The sequence below is a fragment of the Frankia alni ACN14a genome, from assembly GCF_000058485.1.
Classification (GTDB): domain Bacteria; phylum Actinomycetota; class Actinomycetes; order Frankiales; family Frankiaceae; genus Frankia; species Frankia alni.
In genome coordinates, this window is record NC_008278.1 from 995,961 (window position 1) to 1,011,692 (window position 15,732).

Below are 15,732 nucleotides of genomic sequence, written 5' to 3' on the forward strand. Positions count from 1 at the left end.
TGGCGGTGGCTGGTGACCTGGGCGGACGGGTGTCGGTCGTGTCGACGCCGGGTCGCATCGTGAACCGCGTGTTTCCCAACCATTGTTGAGGTAATGCAGGCGCGCGCACCGGCCGGACACGGATGATCGGATCTTGCTAGTGGTCGCCGACCCGCCGCCGCTCGTGCCCGGTGTCGTTCTCGCGGCCCTCCGGGCGAGGCGGCGGGTCCGCGTCCGAGCGGACCTCGATGAGTCGGACGGACCGCCAGTTGACCAGCATCGTCCGGCCGTCCGCGAGGTGGAGCTGCTCGACCTCGCAGCGGAAGACCGCCTGGGCGATCCGCCTGCGCAGTTCGTCCGGATCGGTACCCGCCGGCAGGAGGTAGGGCTGCCCGTCGATCACGATCTGCACTGCCACGGCCCAACACTCGCACGCCTGTTCGATTCACGCAAACGCCGGGTGGCCCGGACGGGTGATGCGTCCCCGGCGGGCGCGACCCCGGCCGCCGGCGGCGCCCTGGCCCCGTGCGGGTGTCAGGGGGCCGGGGCGGTGACCGGTAGGGAAGAACCATTCTGGTATCAGGTGGAGGCATTCGTCCGGTCGCGGACCCGTGTCGGGAGCACGCTCGTCGTCGTGATCCCCCGCCGGTGGCCTGCCGGGCCGGCGACGACGCGAGGGTCCGGGAGGGGGTGTGCGGGGGTGCGCGGGCATGAGGGGGCGTGCGGACGTGAGGGAGCGCGCGGACGTGAGGGAGCGTGCGGACGTGAGGGGCTCGCGGAGGTGAGAGGGCGGGTGGACAGGGGCGAGAACATGAGCCACGTCAGCGAGGTCGCCGAAGCCATCCCCCGATCGCCGCTGGCCCGGGTCTTCGACGACGCGCTGGTCACCGCGGGCTCCCGCGCCGACGTGGGCGAGCGGGTGGCGGCCTTCGTCGACCTGGCTCGGCGCTACCAGGAGCCGGGTAGGCACTACCACACCCTGCGACACGTCGCGGAGATGTCGGCCGCACTGCGGGTGCTGCTCGCCGCCGACCGCCGGGCGCCGGCGGCCTGCGCCGTGCACGTCTGCGTGCTCGCCGTGTACTTCCACGACGCCGTCCACGAACCGCGGCTGGCGGACAACGAGCGGCGGTCCGCGGAGTTGGCGATCGACGTGCTTGCGCGACTGGGCTGCCCCGAGCGGATCGGGGCGGATGTCGCCCGGCTGGTCCTCGCCACGGCCTCGCATCGCTCGACCCACGACGACGAGGCCCTGGTCAACGACGCCGACCTGCGGGTGCTGGCGCGACCACCGGCCGCCTACGACCGCTACGTGCGCCGGGTCCGCCGGGAGTACGGCTGGGTCGGCGAACGCGCCTGGCGCGAGGGGCGAGGGGCGCTCCTGCGCGGCCTGCTGGACGGCGGTCCGCTCTACGCGACCGCATGGGCGCGGCGGAACTGGGAGCCGCTGGCCCGCCTCAACGTGACCCGGGAGCTGCACGCCCTCGGCCGAGGCCTAGACGCCGGCCCGTGAGCGCGTCTTCGCCCCGGCCGGGTGGCTTCGGTCGGGTTGGCGGGCGCCGGCCGGCGGGGGGTGGCGCCGGGCCCACGCCGTCGCGACGACACTTGCCAGCAGCACCCCGCTGACGATCGGACCGGCGCTGAACTCGGTGGGTGTGGGTGCCAGGCCGGGCCAGGCCACCGCGAACAGCGCGAGGGAACCGGCCGCTCCCGTCCCGGTCGCGGCCAGCCGGTACCGACGCGCGACGGGCAGCCCGGCGAGTCCGGCCCCGCCGACGGCGTGGCCCAGCACGGCGGCGGCCAGCAGCACCCCGCTGACCGTCCAGACCGCCCAGAGGGGCAGCCACCCGAGCAGCTGCGTCTGCCCGTCCCAGCCGTAGCGCTCGCCCGGCGTGCCGGTCGGGGCGCCGGGCCAGACCAGCAGGTGGACCAGCCCGTAGCAGAGCAGGGCCGAGCCACCGGCCGCACCGGCGAGTCGGCGCCCGGCGTCGGCGACGGCGGGGATGTCGCGCAGCCGGGCGCGGCTCACAGCGCCCGCCGATCCGCTACGGCGATGGGCGGGATCGCCAGGGACTCGACGGTCACCATGTCCGCTGCCGCGACGGCGCCGCCCGGCGCCTGGATGCTGCCCGCCACCGCCGAGCCGCCCGCCACCGTCGGGATGCCGCCCGCCATTGCCGACCCGCCCATGCTCGCCGACCCGCCCATGCCCGCCGACCCGCCCATGCCCGCCGACCCGCCCACCGTGGCGACGGTGTCGGACGGCGCTGTGCCGTGCGGCTCGGTGGGGGCGTCGGTGAGGACGGCGGCGCCGGCCTCGGTCGCCGCGGCGAGGACGGCGGCGGCGAGCACCGGATCGAGCTCCGCCGGCACGGTCCGCAGGTCGAGCAGGCAGCAGCCCTGCTCGACGCGCCCGAGGACGGCCGGCTCCCCATGGCGCAGCGGCGCGGCGATCATCGCGTCCAGCGCGACCGCCGCGCTGGGCAGCTCGGCCCCGACGCACCCATACCCTCGTGCACCGCAGGCTGCTCGCCCGGCGGCCTGATCGACTCCGGTGGCGTACCCACGCCGACATCCGCAGGCGTGGATGTCCACCGTCGCGCCGGTGCCGCCGTCGACGAGCGCGCGGCTGGCGACGGCGGACGCCGCGATCCCGGCGCGGCGCAGCCAGGCCGCCAGCGTCTCGGCACGGGCGGCGAGGCGTTCCGGCCGGGCGCGCAGGGCCTGCCGGACCGGCGAGTCGGGGTGGCGCAGGGTCGCCTCCAGCGCGGCGAGGGTGAGCTTGCCGGCGCGCAGCGCCCGGGACATCGGATGGCGGCGCAGCCGGTCGATCAGGTCGGCCCGGCCGAGGAGAAGACCGCACTGGGGGCCGCCGAGCAGCTTGTCGCCGCTGGTCGTGACCACGCCGACCCCCCACCCGAGCCAGCTCGTGACGTCGGGCTCGGCGGCGAGCAGCGGCTCGTGATGGAGCAGGCCCGAGCCGCAGTCGCCGACGAGCGGCACCTCGAAGTCGGCGCAGAGGGCGGCGAGATCGCTGATGGCGGGGCTGTCGGTGAACCCGACAACCTGGTAGCTGGCCGTGTGCACACGCAGCACCAGGCCGGTGTCGGGGCCGATGGCGTCCGCGTAGTCGCCGAGGGTGGTGCGGTTGGTCGTGCCGACCTCGCGCATCCGCGCGCCGGTGGCAACCAGCAGTTCCGGCAGCCGGAATCCGTCGGTCGTCTCGACGAGCTCCCCCCGGCTGACCACCACCTCGCGCCGCCCGGCGAGCGCGGCCACCGCGAGGGCGAGGCCCGCCGCGTTGTTGTTGACGACGTGCACGCCCGCCGCCGCCGGCACTGCCGCGGCGAGGGCGGCCAGGGCGGTGCGCCCCCGGCGGTCGCGGCGGCCGGTGTGCAGGTCCAGCTCGAGATCGGTGGTGCCGGCGGCGAGATCCACCGCGGCACGCGCGGCCGCGGACAGCGGGGCCCGACCGAGCGCGCCGTTGAGGATGACCCCGGTGGCGTTGATCACAGGGTGTAGTCCCGTCGCTGTGCGGGCGAGCGTCATGGGCGCCGGCACCGGACCGTCCCCGGCGCGGTACGCAAGGGGAAGCGCGTCGTCCATCACTCCACGTGAAGTTAGTGCTTCTTTCCGAGATTTTCACGGACGCCACCACCGATGGATGGTGTCCTTTCGTGTTCCTGTGGCTCGTTCCACGTCAGGGCGCCCGTTGGAGCGGAGTCGGGGAGAACGAGGCGGATGCCGACGGTCCGCCCAGGCTGTACTGTCTCCCCCGAAGGGGAGTAGCCCCGCCGAGCGGCCCGATCCCGGTGTGCGCGGCCTGGGACGACGGACGTGACCGTCGCCGGGCCGGCCGGGTGCGGCGCCGAGCGGCCCGGTCGTCGACATGCTGGCGTCCGCCGATCGACCCGTCGTGGGCCGGTCTGCGGGTACCCGGCGGCCGGGCCCGGCCCACGCGGCCGGGTGGGCGAGACCTTCGACACGGCAGGCATGCCGGGTCGAAGGCGCGTCCCCGCTCCCGGCCCGGTTCCACGGAGAGGTCCCGGGCATTGAGCATCACCGCAGCACTCATCACCTTCGGCGTGATCTTTCTGGCCGAGCTGCCCGACAAGACGATGGTCGCGAGCCTCGTGCTGGGCAGCCGCTTCCGGCCGCTGCACGTCTGGGCCGGGGTCGCACTCGCCTTCGTCGTGCACGTCACCGTGGCCGTGGCGGCCGGCAGTGCCTTCTCGCTGCTGCCGCACCGGATCGTCGACACGATCACGGCGGTGCTTTTCATCGCCGGAGCGGTGCTCGTGCTGCGCGAGGGCCGCGAGAGCGACAGCGGGGACCAGAGCGGTACGGACCACAGCGGCGGCGGGAAGCCGGACGACGGTCTGGATCAGGACGGTCTGGATAAGGACGGGCCGGATCGGGCCGACGCCGCGGCCCGGCGGCCCGCGTCCCCGGCGCCGGTCGCGGCCCCGACGTTCTGGCGGGTGGCGGCCACCTCCTTCGGGGTCGTCTTCGTCGCCGAACTCGGCGATCTGACGCAGATCTCGACGGCGAACCTGGCCGCCCGCTTCGACGCGCCGGTGGCGGTCTGGATCGGCGCGGTGCTGGCGCTGTGGACGGTGGCCGGCCTGGCCATCGCCGGGGGACGCGGGCTGCTCCGCCTCATGCCCATCGCGGTGATCACTCGGATCGCCGCGGGTGCCTTTCTCGTCCTGGCCGTCGTGTCGGCGATCGAAGCGGTGCGCGGCTGAACCGGCTCGCGGCGGCTACCGGGGCACAGGCCAGCGCGGGTCGTCCGTGGCAAACACGAGGACGACGTCGGTGTCCGAGGTGAAGTCGACCAGTCGCGCCCGGGCCGGCAGCAGCGCAAGCGCATGGCGCAGCTCCTCGGCCGCGGATCCCTCGGCGACGCACACGACGTGGTGCGAGCGGACGGCGGCCCGTCCGCCGCCGTCCTCGCCGCAACGGTCGGCGGGGGTGGAAGGCGCCGCGGCGCAGGCGGCCGCGGACAGCAGCCGCGCGAGCCGGTCCGCCTCGTCCGGTGCCAGCCGCAGGACGGCCGGGTCACGGTGGGGACGCTGGGTGGTCAGCACCACCTCCGGCGTCGGCGGGGTGCCGGACGGCGGCCCGACGGAGACGGCGGCGCCGTCGAGCTGGCCGAGGAAGGTGACGACGTTCGGATGATCGGTGCCGCCAGGGGTCCGGGGCGGGTTGGTGTTCATGGGTCGACGTTCTCATCCGGCGACTGGTCATCCCATCCCGCGCGGCGGGGAGAAGGCGGAAGGGAGCGCCCGTAGGGCAGGCCGCGGGCGGCGGCGGCCCGCCACCCCGCCACCGCCACCGCCACCGCCGGTACCGGTGATGGCAGTGTCGGTCTGGTGTGAGGAAAACCGCTTCCCGGTGGGAATCGGGCGGGTGTGGGAGTGGTGTGGTGGGGGTAGGTGACCATCGTCGCGCTTGCCAGGGGCGCGGCGCGTAGCGGGAGGCAGCCCGGCCGGCTTCCCGTGGCGCCCATGCCGTCCGGTCGCCAACGGAGCCATGGAACCCAGCGTTCGCGTCGAAGTGATCGGCCGTGAGGCCATCGTCGTGCACCCGGTCGGCGACATCGACTACTCTTCCCTGGACCCCCTGCGCGAGGCGTTGCTGGACGCGCGCGTCGCCGGAGTCAGGGACATCGTGGTCGACCTGGCCCAGGTGAGCTTTCTGGACTCCCAGGGGCTGGCGGTCATCCTGTTCGCCCACCAGCGGCAGCGTTCCGCCGGCGGCCGGCTGGCGTTGCGCAACCTCAACGAGGACGCCTACCGGTTGCTGCACGTCACCAACCTGACCTCGGTCATCGAGGTCGATCACGGCAGCGCGGCCGCGGCGTCCGGTCTGGCGACCCGCCGGGGTGCGTGACCGGCCTCAGTCGGCGGCCGCCCCGCGCCAGTGGTAGGACACGTCTCGCGTGTGGACGGTGAAATCGAGGCCGGTGTACATCCGCACGGCTCGTTCGTTGTCCTCGTCCACGTAGAGCAGGACCGCCGCGAGCCCCTCGGCCTGCAGGTGGCGCAGGCCGATCAGGGTCAGGGCGCGGCCCAGCCCGGCGCCGCCCGCACCGGGCAGCACCCCCACCACGTAGACCTCGCCGATCGGACCGGGCCGCGTGCCCGGCGGCGGGGTCTCGTCCACCTCGTGGATCTTCGTCCAGTGGAAGCCGACCAGCTGGCCGTCGCGTTCGGCGACGAAGAAGCCGCGCGGGTCGAACCACGGCTCGGCCCGCCGCAGGGCCAGGTCGTCGAGCGTCCAGCGGCCCTGCTCGGGATGATCGGCGAACGCGGCGGCGTTGACGGCCAGCCAAGCCTCGTCGTCGCGGCCGGGGACGAACGCGCGGACGGTGACCCCGGCGGGCAGCTGCGGCTCCGGCAGGGGCGCGACCGCGCCCAGCGGCCGGCGAAGCTGGAACAGCACCCGGGTGCGGGCGAACCCGAGCCGAGCGGCCAGCGCCGCCGCGGGCGGCAGATCCCCGTGCGCCCACACGTCGAGTCGGGCCGGCGGGTCGCCGAGCGCCTCGGTCAGCGCGGTGGCCAGCGCACGGCCGATCCCCAGGCCGCGGTGCCCGGGGTCGACCACGATCTCGGCCTGACGGCTGTCGAGCGCGCCGCCGAGATGCGCGTAGCCGACGATCGGGCGCCGCGGACCCGATGCCTCGACACCGGTGGCGCTCACGGCGAGCAGATGACGGGCCGCCCCGACCCGCTGGTCGGGGCGCAGGGTCAGCCGGACGTCCTCCGACACCGGCCCGGTGCCATCCGCCCGTTCGGCGGTGGCGAGCAGGCTCACGATGTCGTCCACGTCCGCGGCGCTGAGGGTCGGCTGCCAGGTCAGGGAGGCGGTCACCGGACGACCGTACGGGCCCTCGGCCACGGCTGTCCCGTGATCTGTCGCTGCGACTCGACGATGCAGGGCGGGAGACGTGGACATCTCCCACCCGGCATCGTCAGGTCGGCCGCGCCGCCCGCCGATGGGCTCCGCCCGCCGCTGCCAGGGCCCGTGGGCGGACTAGACCCGCTCGGGCGTGCGGGCGTCGTCCCGGTCGACGCGGGCGGTCGGTCCGGAGGCGTTCTCCGGCAGGGGCGCGATCGGCGGCGCCACGAACTTGTAGCCGACGTGCCTGACCGTGCCGATCATCGCCTCGTGCTCGGGGCCGAGCTTCGCCCGCAGCCGGCGGACGTGGACGTCCACGGTCCGGGTGCCGCCGTAGTAGTCGTAGCCCCACACCTCCTGGAGCAGCTGCGCCCGGGTGAAGACCCGGCCGGGGTGCTGCGCCAGGTACTTGAGCAGCTCGAACTCCTTGAAGGTGAGCTCGAGTGGGCGGCCCCGCAGCTTGGCCGAGTAGGTGGTCTCGTCGACCGACAGGTCGCCGGACCGGATGACACCGGCCTCGGCCGTGCCGCCGGCGGCAGCGACCCGACCGATGGCCAGTCGCAACCGGGCCTCGACCTCCGCGGGACCGGCGGAGTCGAGGACGACGTCGTCGACCCCCCAGTCCGCGGACACCGCGGCCAGCCCGCCCTCGGTCACCAGCGCCAGCAGCGGCGTCGTGAGACCGGTCGTGCGCAGCAGCCGGCACAGGCCACGAGCGATGACGAGTTCCCGGCGTCCGTCCACCACGATCACGTCCACGGGCGGAGCGTCCAGCAGAGCACTCGCCTCCAGCGGAGCGACCCGTACCGTGTGGGTGAGCAGGCCAAGAGACGGAAACGACTCGGCGGAGGGACCGGGGGCGTTGGTGAGCAAAAGGACGACGCTCAAGACGACTCCTCCAGGTGGTGTGTGGTGGGGCAGCGTCGACCCGGTGAGTAACTCGATGCCCGGCCCTGGGCGTCTCACGACCGTCATGGGCATGAAACGAAGGCCGGTATGTGGGGAGGATAGCGGAGTGTCGTACTCGGCTCCTACCGTCTACGGGCTACTGCCTACCGCTGATTCTGAGATTCTGGCCACGAGTCATGATCAAAGAAGCGGGGTCGTGCACGGAGAGTCGCGGGACCTGGCGGTTGTGATCGCTCATGGCTTCTCCTGCTCGATGGCGCATCCGGCGTTACGGCGTGTGGCGACTGGGTTACGAAAATATGTAGGAGTGCTGGTCATGGACCTGCGAGGTCATGGTCATTCTACCGGATCATGCACGTTTGGTGATCGTGAGGTCTTCGACGTCGACGCCGGCGTCGGCGAGGCTCGCCGGCTCGGCTACCAGCGCGTTATCACCATGGGCTGGTCGATGGGCGGGGCGGCGGTTCTCCGTCATGCCGGATTGGCCAAAAACGGTACGCTGAGTCACGAACTACGCTTGCGTCATCCCCCGGATGCGGTCGTCAGTGTGAGCGCCACCAGCAGATGGTTCGTCCGTGACACCGCGCCGATGCGGCGGATCCACTGGCTCGCCGAGCATGCCACTGGCCGGATGGTGGCACGAGGCGCGTTACGAGTCCGTATCGACCCCCGCGCTTTCGTGCCCATTCCCGTCGCTCCGGTCGAGATCGTCGGCACCATTGCGCCGATGCCTTTACTGATCGTTCACGGGCATCGTGACCGGTATTTCACCCTGGAGCATCCGCGTGCGCTCGCCGCGGCCGCCGGAGAGTCGGCCCAGATGTGGCTGGTCCCCGAGTTCGGCCACGCCGAGGCCGGGCTCTGTCCGGGCCTGCTCGACCGCATCGGCGGGCACCTGGCGAGCCTTGCGGCAGCCGGCCCTGGTCGGCGGGGGAAGGCAGACGCCTCGGCGCACTGGGGCGGCGCGGTGGTGCGGACCCGATGACGGCGCCCCCCGGCCCAAGGCCGCCCGTGGCGGGTGCACCTTCCGTGCCGTCCGCACCTTCCGTGCCGGCCGCACCTTCCGTGCCAGGCGAGGCGTCCGTGTCGTCCGAGCCGGGCGTGGCGTCGGCGCCGGGCGCGCTCACGGCGCGGGTCACCGTCCGGTACTGGGCCGCCGCCCGCGACGCGGCGGGGGTACGCGAGGAGACGATCGAGGCGGACACGCTGGCGGCGCTGTTCACGGTCGTCGCGGCCCGCCACGGGGGAGACCTGCCCGCGCTGCTGCGGCGCTGCTCCTACCTGGTGGACGACCAGCCGGTGGGTCGGCGCGACCCGGCCGGGGTCGTCCTGCGCGACGGGGCGGTCGTGGAGGCCCTGCCGCCGTTCGCCGGCGGCTGAGCACCGGCGACGCCGCTGCCCGCCGCCCGCGCGACCCGGCCCGCGACCGGTGCGGCGCCGGGTCCGCGGACGGGGCATGGCAGCATGTCGGCGTGAGCGCTGGCGATCCCGGGCTGTCCCGCGGCGTGCTGTCGGGACGGACGGCCCTGCCGGCCGCCGCACCGCCCCGGCGGGTGCGGCTCGGCGCGCCTCTGGCCGCGCTGGTCGCGACCGGCCTGGCCGCCGGCGCGGCGGTGTTGGCCACGTGGGTGCTGGCGGCCGTGCTGGCCGTCGAGCAGGTCGCGTTCGCGTGGGCCTGGGGCCGCGCGCTGCGCGCCTCCCCGGGCACGATCCCGCTGGTCGCGGCGGGGGCGGTGCTCGCCGACGTCGTCCTGCTGGTCTCCGACCGGCACGCCTACGGTTCGGTCGCCGGTGTCATCGGGGCTGCCGTCGCGGTCGTGGTGCTCTACCAGCTTGGTCTGCGACGGGCCCTGACGCTGCGCGCCCCGGTCGCCGCGTCCGTCGGCGCCGGCGCGCCCGTCGGCGCCGCGCCGGGCCGGGCGGGCCGTCCGGACACCGCTGCGCCGTCGGCTCCCGCGGCCCGGGTGAGCGCCGAACTGGCCACCGCGCTGAGCGGGATCATCCTCGTCGCCCTGTTCACGGGGTACCTCGCGCTGCGGGCGGGGCAGGGTGCACACCATCCGGCCGATCTGCTGGTGATCGCCGGCCTGCTGGGCGCGGGCAGCGCCGTCGTGGCCGCCCGGCTGTTCGGCTGGGCCGGCCTGGCGGCGGTGCCGGCCGACATGCTGGGCGTGGCGGTCGCGGTGGCGGCGGGCGCGATCCTCGGAGCGCTGGGGCCCGACGACCTGACGCTGAACGCCGCACTCGCGACGGCCGCGTCGGGTGCCGCCGTCGCCGCGCTGGTCGACCTGGTGCTCGTCCGCGCCCACGAGGCCGGCTCGCCCGCCGACGAGGTGGACGCGCCGGCGGGTCGGCCGGCAGCTGTCCTGCTCGCCGCGATCCTGCCGCTGGCGTGCGCAGCGCCCCTGGTCTACCTGGTCGGACGGCACCTCCCCGGATGAACGGCCGTGGTCTGCGGATCACGGCCGTGGTCGTGGTCGTCCTGCTGATCGTGCTCGTCGTCGTGGACCGGGTCGCCGCGCGCGTCGTCGCCGGCCAGATCGCCACGCAGGCGCAGCGGGCCGAGCACCTGCCGTCGCGTCCCGCGGTGTCGCTCGGCGGTTTCCCGTTCCTCACCCAGGTCGTCGCCGGGAACTACCGGGACGTGCGGGTGGACGTGCGCGGTCACGTCGAGCAGGACGTCCGCGTGGACCGGGTGCGCGCGGACCTCGCGGGCGTGCGGGTCCCGCTCGCCGACGTCGTCCGCGGCGACGTGCGGCGGATCCCGGTGGACCGGCTCGCCGCCCGCGTGGAGCTGACGTTCGCCGATGTCAACGCCTACCTGCGCCGCCAGGGCTCGGCCATCACCGTCAGCCCGGACGGGCAGGCGATCCGGGTCGCGGGCTCGGTGCAGGTCCTGGGGACCACCTACCCCGTGTCCGGGACGGCGGACATCGGGGTCCAGCCCGCCTCGGTCACGTTCACCCCCCGCGAGCTGGCGGCATCGGTCGGCGCGATCCTGCCGCCCGCGCTGCGCCAGGCCGCCACCGAGCTGCTCACGGTGCACGTGCCGGTCGCCGGCCTGCCGTTCAACATGCAGCTGACCTCGGCGACGGTCGCGGGCGATCGCATCACCTTCGCCGCCGACGGTCGCCACGTCGTGCTCGACGCCGACGCCGCCATCGCGGGCCGATGACGTACCAGATGGCGCCGGCCGAGGAAGAGGCCCGGGCCGGGGAAGAGGCCTGGGCCGGGGAAGGGGCGCGGGCCGGGGAAGGGGCGCCGGTCCGGGAAGAGCGCGTGCCGCCGGCACGCTGTAGGAGCTGTGACGGGAGTCTGGGTACTGGTCGGGGCCGTTGTCGTGGCGGTGGCGCTGGGCACGGCGATGCGCGCGCGGGACGGGCGGTTCCGTCCGTCCCGGGGGCGACGGGTCGCCGCGGACGGCGGGCCGGCCAGGGCCGTCGTGGCTGAACCGTCCCCGGCCGACGGCACCTCCCCAGCCGACGGCACCTCCCCGGTGGCGGCGGGTCCCGACGGCGGGCTGCGGGCAGAGCTCGCCGCGCTCGGCGAGGCGCTGGGGGAGCGGGCGACGTTGCTGCAGTTCTCCACGGCGTTCTGCGCGCCGTGCCGGTCGACGCGGCAGGTGTTGGCCGGGGTTGCCGCGCTGGTGCCCGGGGTGCGCCACGTCGAGGTGGACGCCGAGGCGCACCTTGATCTCGTCCGCCGGCTTGCCGTCCGGCGGACGCCCACGGTGCTCATCGTCGACGCCTCCGGCCGCGAGGTTCGGCGGGCCAGCGGCGCACCGCCGACGCGGCAGGCGGTGTTCGCGACGCTGGCGCAGATCGTCCCGGCGGACGAGATCGTCCCCACGGGCCAGACCGTCCCCACGGACGGGACCAAACGGGCAGATAGTGATTCTTCGGAACCGCCGCCAGCGGGTTAACACAGACGTGACTTTCGCTGCTACCGTGGCACGAACCATGTACCAGACGCAGCTCGTGAGGCGCCGCGCGGTCGACCTGTGCCGCGTGGGCAGCTGCCTGTGTCGTTCTTCCTGATCGCGGGTTGGCGCCCCTGATGTGATCGGTTTACCCGGCGCATCGCTGTGTGTCCGACCGGGTAGCTCGAGCCGGCAGTCAGGAGAAAGTCTCATGGTGGATCCTCGTGGCCTGCGGTTCACCGCTGCCGTCACCTCGGTCGTGCTCGCCGTGGTGCTGGTGACGGGGAGCGGATGGCTGTTGCTCGCACAGACCGTGGTGTTCGTCGTGGGAGCGGTCGCCGGCGTGCGGTACGCCCCCTACGGCCTGCTGTTCCGGGCGCTGATCAGGCCGCGGCTGGGCCCGCCCGCGACGACCGAGGACGCCACTCCGCCCCGGTTCGCCCAGCTCGTCGGTGCGATCTTCGGCGCCGTGGGGGTCGCGGGATTCCTCTCGGGCGTCGCCGTCCTCGGTTATGCCGCTGCCGCGGCCGCCTTCGTGGCGGCCTTCCTCAACGCGGCGTTCGCATTCTGTCTCGGGTGCCAGATGTATCTGTTCTTTCGTTCCATCACCGTAGGAGGAGCGCGCGCATGAGCCGCGAGAAGGCATTGGTCGACGCCGCATGGGTCGAGGCGAACCGCGACGACCCCAAGGTCGTTCTGGTCGAGGTCGACGAGGACGTCTCCGCCTACGACAAGGGGCACATTCCGGGTGCCGTGCGGCTCGACTGGAAGTCCGAGCTGCAGGACCCGGTCATCCGGGACTTCGTCAACAAGGAGCAGTTCGAGAAGCTGCTGTCCGGCAAGGGCATCGCGAACGATGACACCGTCGTCCTCTACGGCGGCAACAACAACTGGTTCGCGGCCTACGCCTACTGGTACCTCAGCCTGTACGGTCACGCGGACGTCCGGCTGCTCGACGGCGGACGCAAGAAGTGGGAGCTCGACGGCCGTGAACTGACCGCCGAGGTCACCCCGCGGCCGGCGACGAGCTACACCGCCAAGGAGGCGCGCACCGACATCCGCGCCTTCCGCGAGGAAGTCGTCGCCGCGATCGGTGAGAAGGCGCTCGTCGACGTCCGTTCCCCCGACGAGTTCTCCGGCAGGCTGCTCGCGCCGGCACACCTGCCGCAGGAGCAGTCCCAGCGGGCCGGTCACATCCCCACCGCGAAGAACATCCCGTGGGCGAAGACCGCGAACGAGGACGGCACCTTCCGCAGCAACGACGAGCTGACCACTCTCTATGGCGAGGCCGGCGTCGACCTCTCGCAGGACATCATCGCCTACTGCCGCATCGGTGAGCGTTCGGCGCACACCTGGTTCGCCCTGCACGAGTTGCTCGACCTGCCGAACGTGAAGAACTATGACGGGTCGTGGACCGAGTACGGCTCGCTGGTGGGCGTGCCGATCGAGAAGGGTGCGTGAGACATGTGCGGCGCGAGGCGCGGTGGACCGTCGGTGGAGGGAATTGACGTGGCCAAGGAGACCGTGATCCAGGGCGTCGTGGTGCAGGGCGGCGAGCCGGTCTCGACCGGCTACGCCCGGCTGCTCGACGAGGGTGGCGACTTCACCGCCGAGGTTCCGCTGTCCGCGACCGGCCAGTTCCGCTTCTTCGCGCGGCCGGGGCAGTGGACCGTGCGGGCGCTCGTGCCCGGCGCGAGCGGCGAGCAGAAGGTCGTCGCGCGCCAGGGCGAGCCGGTCGACACGCAGGTCGAGGTCGCGGCCTGACGGACGCTGGAGAGGGCGCGCCAGGCGCGGCAAAGGGGGACGGCGGGCAGTTTCCGCTGTCCCCCTTTTTTTTTCGGAAGTGTCGCCTCGCGGGGAGCGGGCTGGCCGAGGCCGGTACTGCGTGCGTGTGCTGCGGTGCGTGTGCTGCGGTGCGTGTGCTGCGGCTGGGGCGCTGCTGGCTGCGGCGGTGCTCAGGCTGCGGAGTCGCCGAGCCCGGTGCCTGCGTGGACGGCGGCGGGCAGCAGCGGGCGGGGACCGCCCGGCAGGTCCGCGGGCGCCACCGTCGTCGGCACCGCGAAGTGCATCGGGCCCACGGAGAAACAGTGCAGGCCGTTGTCGCGGGCGAACGCGACCGCGGAGCCCCGGTCGGGGAACGGCGCAATGATCCGGCGGACGGTGCGCTGCCCGGCGGACGCGAACAGGACCACCGCGAAGAGTATGTCGGAGTCTACCGTCATGCGATCATGAAAGCGCATGCGATGGCCGGCGATACGCGTTTCGACGTGTCCCGTTCGTGGTCTGTTGTTGCGCCCGCGGTGGCTTCTGCAACGGCTTTCCGGTCTCAGTAGACAAGCGCCTGAACCCCGTCGGCGAGCACCTCGTCGACGAACGCGGCCGCGCCGGCGATGCGGACACCGGGGATGACGTCGTCCGGGCCGAACGAGCGCCGGGCCGCGCACTGGGTGCACACGGTGACCCGGCCACCGGCGAGGATGCCGGCGAGGAGGTCCGGCAGCGGCGCGGCATGCGGCAGGTCGAACTCCGCGGCCCGACCGGGCAGCGCGAACCAGGCGGATTCGCCGGTGAGCCAGACCGAGACGTCCGTCCCGGCGGCGACGGCGACGGCCGCCACCGTGAACGCCTGCGAACAGCGCTCCGGCGCGTCCATCCCAGCGGTGACCTTGACGACGAGGGGACGGGTCATCGGCCCAGTCTGCCCCATCGGCGGCCGCCGACGGGTAGCCGCGGAGCCCGCCACCCGACCGCCGGAAGCCGTCGGCCCGGCGCGGGGCTAGGCTGCGGAGCGTGCTGCACTACTTCTTCACCGGGCTCCTGGTGGCGATGTCCGTACTGATCGCCTGGTTCTCCGGCTACGTGGTCTACAAGCTGTACGAGGGGCAGCGCTGAGCGCCCGGGGCCGGTCGGCCGCCGGGCGGCCGCGGTCCGAGACCACGACCGGGACCGGGGGAGCCGGGCCCGCCGATCTGCATCCCAGCCTGCTGCCGCTGGCCTTCCTCGTCGGCACCTGGCGCGGTGAGGGCGTGGGCGGCTACGAGGACATCGAGGGCTTCCACTACGGCCAGGAGATCACCTTCGCCGCCGACGGCCGCCCGGCGCTGGGCTACGTCTCCCACACCTGGTGGGCGGACGAGCCGCGCGACGGCCGGGAGCCCGGTAGCCCACTGGCCACCGAGACCGGCTTCTGGCGCGTCCAGCCCGGCGAGGACGGCGGGTCGGTCGTCGAGGTGACGCTGGCGCATCCGTTCGGCATCGCGGAGATCTACGTCGGCACGGTGACGGGAACCCGCGTCGACCTCGACCACAACGTGCTGATCCGCACGGCGACCGCCCGCGACGTCACCCGCTCGGTGCGGCTCTACGGGATCGTCGAGGGCGGGGACCTGGCCTACGCGATCGACATGGAGGCCGAGGGCAAGCCGTTGCAGTCGCACCTCTCGGCGCGTCTGCACCGCGTCACGGACTGACCGGCCGGCCGGCGACGAGGGCCGACCCGGCGACGAGGGCCGGCCGGCGACCGGTCAGCCGGGCTTCGCGGCGTTGCCGGCGTCGGCGGCGAGCTTGGCCCGCCACGCCTTCTCCCGCTCGATCGCCGCGGCGAACCCGAGGGCGATCGCCGGGTCGAAGTTGTCGTCGGCGTAGGTGCCGACGCAGCCGAGGATCCGGTCGATCTCCTCCGCCGTGACCGCGAGCAGCGGGATCTGCCCGGTCAGGAAGATGTCGCCGACCCGGTCGATGGAGAAGTGCACGCCGTAGGTCTTCGCGTTGCGGCCGAGCAGGAAGGCGTAGGTGCCCGCCGCGTTCTCCGCCGGGGCGCGCATGAAGAACGCCTCGACCAGCAGGGTGTGGTCCTGCACGACGAGCCAGGTCATCGTGCGCAGCTTGTGTTCACCCTCCAGCGTGACCAGGAACGAGCCCGCACCGACGCGCTCGTAGGCGAGCTCGAGGTCGGCCAGGGTCTCGGAGATCAGGCCGTCGAGCCGTTCGCGCTCCGCCGTGTCGATGGGTGCCGTCATGGC

The 15,732-nt window shown here is 73.7% G+C and carries 22 protein-coding genes; 13 read left to right on the plus strand and 9 right to left on the minus strand.

The genetic code is table 11. From position 1 onward, the window contains the following. Positions 1 to 136 precede the first annotated feature (136 nt). Positions 137 to 397 carry a hypothetical protein gene (locus tag FRAAL_RS03965; protein WP_173402673.1) on the minus strand — a complete coding sequence of 87 codons (261 nt, stop codon included), beginning with the start codon at positions 395 to 397 and terminating at the stop codon, positions 137 to 139. A 393-nt stretch (positions 398 to 790) separates the two neighbouring features. Here FRAAL_RS03965 and FRAAL_RS03970 point away from each other — a divergent pair, with 393 nt between their 5' ends. Then, a complete protein-coding gene (locus tag FRAAL_RS03970) occupies positions 791 to 1,492 on the plus strand; it encodes an HD domain-containing protein (protein ID WP_011602158.1) in 702 nt (233 codons plus the stop codon). On the opposite strand, the gene FRAAL_RS03975 is transcribed toward FRAAL_RS03970, so the two are convergent. Next, positions 1,475 to 2,008 (minus strand): hypothetical protein, encoded by a 534-nt coding sequence (locus FRAAL_RS03975; RefSeq protein WP_011602159.1) that lies wholly within the window; start codon positions 2,006 to 2,008, stop codon positions 1,475 to 1,477. The two genes, FRAAL_RS03970 and FRAAL_RS03975, sit on opposite strands and share 18 nt — an antisense overlap. After that, positions 2,005 to 3,585 (minus strand): L-seryl-tRNA(Sec) selenium transferase, encoded by a 1,581-nt coding sequence (selA, locus tag FRAAL_RS03980; protein WP_041938812.1) that lies wholly within the window; start codon positions 3,583 to 3,585, stop codon positions 2,005 to 2,007. Before selA ends, FRAAL_RS03975 begins: the two co-directional genes overlap by 4 nt. A 446-nt stretch (positions 3,586 to 4,031) precedes the next feature. On the opposite strand from selA, the gene FRAAL_RS03985 reads away from it, so the two are divergent. After that, positions 4,032 to 4,727 (plus strand): TMEM165/GDT1 family protein, encoded by a 696-nt coding sequence (locus tag FRAAL_RS03985; RefSeq protein ID WP_011602161.1) that lies wholly within the window; start codon positions 4,032 to 4,034, stop codon positions 4,725 to 4,727. 15 nt (positions 4,728 to 4,742) lie between these two features. Here the strand turns inward: FRAAL_RS03985 and FRAAL_RS03990 are convergent, their stop codons facing one another. Further along, on the minus strand, positions 4,743 to 5,198 hold the full coding sequence (locus FRAAL_RS03990) for a hypothetical protein (RefSeq protein WP_011602162.1): 456 nt from the start codon (positions 5,196 to 5,198) through the stop codon (positions 4,743 to 4,745). 316 nt (positions 5,199 to 5,514) lie between these two features. On the opposite strand from FRAAL_RS03990, the gene FRAAL_RS03995 reads away from it, so the two are divergent. Next, a complete protein-coding gene (locus FRAAL_RS03995) occupies positions 5,515 to 5,874 on the plus strand; it encodes an STAS domain-containing protein (RefSeq protein ID WP_011602164.1) in 360 nt (119 codons plus the stop codon). Between the two features lie 6 nt (positions 5,875 to 5,880). On the opposite strand, the gene mshD is transcribed toward FRAAL_RS03995, so the two are convergent. Together mshD and FRAAL_RS04005 are read right to left on the minus strand one after the other, a co-directional pair. Then, a complete protein-coding gene (mshD, locus tag FRAAL_RS04000; RefSeq protein ID WP_011602165.1) occupies positions 5,881 to 6,882 on the minus strand; it encodes a mycothiol synthase in 1,002 nt (333 codons plus the stop codon). Positions 6,883 to 7,017: 135 nt separating this feature from the next. Next, positions 7,018 to 7,770, minus strand: coding sequence for a response regulator transcription factor (locus FRAAL_RS04005; protein ID WP_041938813.1), 753 nt, complete (start codon positions 7,768 to 7,770; stop codon positions 7,018 to 7,020). Between the two features lie 274 nt (positions 7,771 to 8,044). Between FRAAL_RS04005 and FRAAL_RS04010 the strand changes: the two genes are divergently transcribed. The 9 genes from FRAAL_RS04010 to FRAAL_RS04045 all read left to right on the plus strand — a co-directional run bounded on the left by FRAAL_RS04010 (position 8,045) and on the right by FRAAL_RS04045 (position 13,474). Next, entirely contained in the window at positions 8,045 to 8,776 is a 732-nt protein-coding gene (locus FRAAL_RS04010) for an alpha/beta hydrolase (RefSeq protein WP_231861667.1), read from the plus strand. A gap of 98 nt (positions 8,777 to 8,874) precedes the next feature. After that, positions 8,875 to 9,171 (plus strand): MoaD/ThiS family protein, encoded by a 297-nt coding sequence (locus FRAAL_RS04015; protein WP_231861500.1) that lies wholly within the window; start codon positions 8,875 to 8,877, stop codon positions 9,169 to 9,171. A 92-nt stretch (positions 9,172 to 9,263) separates the two neighbouring features. Further along, positions 9,264 to 10,232 (plus strand): hypothetical protein, encoded by a 969-nt coding sequence (locus FRAAL_RS04020; protein WP_157734125.1) that lies wholly within the window; start codon positions 9,264 to 9,266, stop codon positions 10,230 to 10,232. Further along, positions 10,229 to 10,966, plus strand: coding sequence for an LmeA family phospholipid-binding protein (locus FRAAL_RS04025; protein ID WP_041938815.1), 738 nt, complete (start codon positions 10,229 to 10,231; stop codon positions 10,964 to 10,966). Before FRAAL_RS04020 ends, FRAAL_RS04025 begins: the two co-directional genes overlap by 4 nt. A 129-nt stretch (positions 10,967 to 11,095) precedes the next feature. Further along, entirely contained in the window at positions 11,096 to 11,713 is a 618-nt protein-coding gene (locus FRAAL_RS04030) for a thioredoxin family protein (protein WP_011602171.1), read from the plus strand. A gap of 37 nt (positions 11,714 to 11,750) precedes the next feature. Then, the gene (locus FRAAL_RS35995; RefSeq protein WP_372666999.1) at positions 11,751 to 11,828 is read left to right on the plus strand and encodes a putative leader peptide; all 78 of its coding nucleotides are present in this window, start codon (positions 11,751 to 11,753) and stop codon (positions 11,826 to 11,828) included. Positions 11,829 to 11,921: 93 nt separating this feature from the next. Further along, on the plus strand, positions 11,922 to 12,341 hold the full coding sequence (locus FRAAL_RS04035; RefSeq protein WP_041938816.1) for a DUF4395 domain-containing protein: 420 nt from the start codon (positions 11,922 to 11,924) through the stop codon (positions 12,339 to 12,341). After that, the gene (locus tag FRAAL_RS04040) at positions 12,338 to 13,171 is read left to right on the plus strand and encodes a sulfurtransferase (protein ID WP_041938817.1); all 834 of its coding nucleotides are present in this window, start codon (positions 12,338 to 12,340) and stop codon (positions 13,169 to 13,171) included. The genes FRAAL_RS04035 and FRAAL_RS04040 overlap by 4 nt, the downstream gene beginning before the upstream one ends. A gap of 3 nt (positions 13,172 to 13,174) precedes the next feature. After that, positions 13,175 to 13,474 (plus strand): DUF1416 domain-containing protein, encoded by a 300-nt coding sequence (locus FRAAL_RS04045; protein WP_011602174.1) that lies wholly within the window; start codon positions 13,175 to 13,177, stop codon positions 13,472 to 13,474. A gap of 191 nt (positions 13,475 to 13,665) precedes the next feature. Here FRAAL_RS04045 and FRAAL_RS04050 read toward each other — a convergent pair whose 3' ends face one another. Continuing rightward, a complete protein-coding gene (locus FRAAL_RS04050) occupies positions 13,666 to 13,932 on the minus strand; it encodes a hypothetical protein (RefSeq protein ID WP_011602175.1) in 267 nt (88 codons plus the stop codon). A 104-nt stretch (positions 13,933 to 14,036) separates the two neighbouring features. Beyond that, positions 14,037 to 14,399: a DsrE family protein gene (locus FRAAL_RS04055; protein ID WP_011602176.1), complete on the minus strand. Its 363-nt coding sequence runs from the start codon at positions 14,397 to 14,399 to the stop codon at positions 14,037 to 14,039. 199 nt (positions 14,400 to 14,598) lie between these two features. Here FRAAL_RS04055 and FRAAL_RS04060 point away from each other — a divergent pair, with 199 nt between their 5' ends. Next, positions 14,599 to 15,180, plus strand: coding sequence for a nitrobindin family protein (locus FRAAL_RS04060; protein ID WP_041938818.1), 582 nt, complete (start codon positions 14,599 to 14,601; stop codon positions 15,178 to 15,180). Positions 15,181 to 15,234: 54 nt separating this feature from the next. Here the strand turns inward: FRAAL_RS04060 and FRAAL_RS04065 are convergent, their stop codons facing one another. After that, on the minus strand, positions 15,235 to 15,729 hold the full coding sequence (locus tag FRAAL_RS04065; RefSeq protein WP_011602178.1) for a type III secretion system chaperone family protein: 495 nt from the start codon (positions 15,727 to 15,729) through the stop codon (positions 15,235 to 15,237). Positions 15,730 to 15,732 lie beyond the last annotated feature (3 nt).

Excerpts from the sequence above, each read along its gene's own strand:
- FRAAL_RS35995 (WP_372666999.1), top strand. The coding sequence starts at position 11,751 with ATGTACCAGACGCAGCTCGTGAGGCGCCGCGCGGTCGACCTGTGCCGC.
- FRAAL_RS03995 (WP_011602164.1), top strand. The coding sequence starts at position 5,515 with ATGGAACCCAGCGTTCGCGTCGAAGTGATCGGCCGTGAGGCCATCGTC.
- FRAAL_RS03970 (WP_011602158.1), top strand. The coding sequence starts at position 791 with ATGAGCCACGTCAGCGAGGTCGCCGAAGCCATCCCCCGATCGCCGCTG.
- FRAAL_RS04050 (WP_011602175.1), bottom strand. The coding sequence starts at position 13,932 with ATGACGGTAGACTCCGACATACTCTTCGCGGTGGTCCTGTTCGCGTCC.
- FRAAL_RS04065 (WP_011602178.1), bottom strand. The coding sequence starts at position 15,729 with ATGACGGCACCCATCGACACGGCGGAGCGCGAACGGCTCGACGGCCTG.
- FRAAL_RS04035 (WP_041938816.1), top strand. The coding sequence starts at position 11,922 with ATGGTGGATCCTCGTGGCCTGCGGTTCACCGCTGCCGTCACCTCGGTC.
- FRAAL_RS04045 (WP_011602174.1), top strand. The coding sequence starts at position 13,175 with ATGTGCGGCGCGAGGCGCGGTGGACCGTCGGTGGAGGGAATTGACGTG.
- FRAAL_RS04025 (WP_041938815.1), top strand. The coding sequence starts at position 10,229 with ATGAACGGCCGTGGTCTGCGGATCACGGCCGTGGTCGTGGTCGTCCTG.
- FRAAL_RS04055 (WP_011602176.1), bottom strand. The coding sequence starts at position 14,399 with ATGACCCGTCCCCTCGTCGTCAAGGTCACCGCTGGGATGGACGCGCCG.
- selA (WP_041938812.1), bottom strand. The coding sequence starts at position 3,585 with ATGGACGACGCGCTTCCCCTTGCGTACCGCGCCGGGGACGGTCCGGTG.
- FRAAL_RS04010 (WP_231861667.1), top strand. The coding sequence starts at position 8,045 with ATGGCGCATCCGGCGTTACGGCGTGTGGCGACTGGGTTACGAAAATAT.
- FRAAL_RS04040 (WP_041938817.1), top strand. The coding sequence starts at position 12,338 with ATGAGCCGCGAGAAGGCATTGGTCGACGCCGCATGGGTCGAGGCGAAC.
- FRAAL_RS03990 (WP_011602162.1), bottom strand. The coding sequence starts at position 5,198 with ATGAACACCAACCCGCCCCGGACCCCTGGCGGCACCGATCATCCGAAC.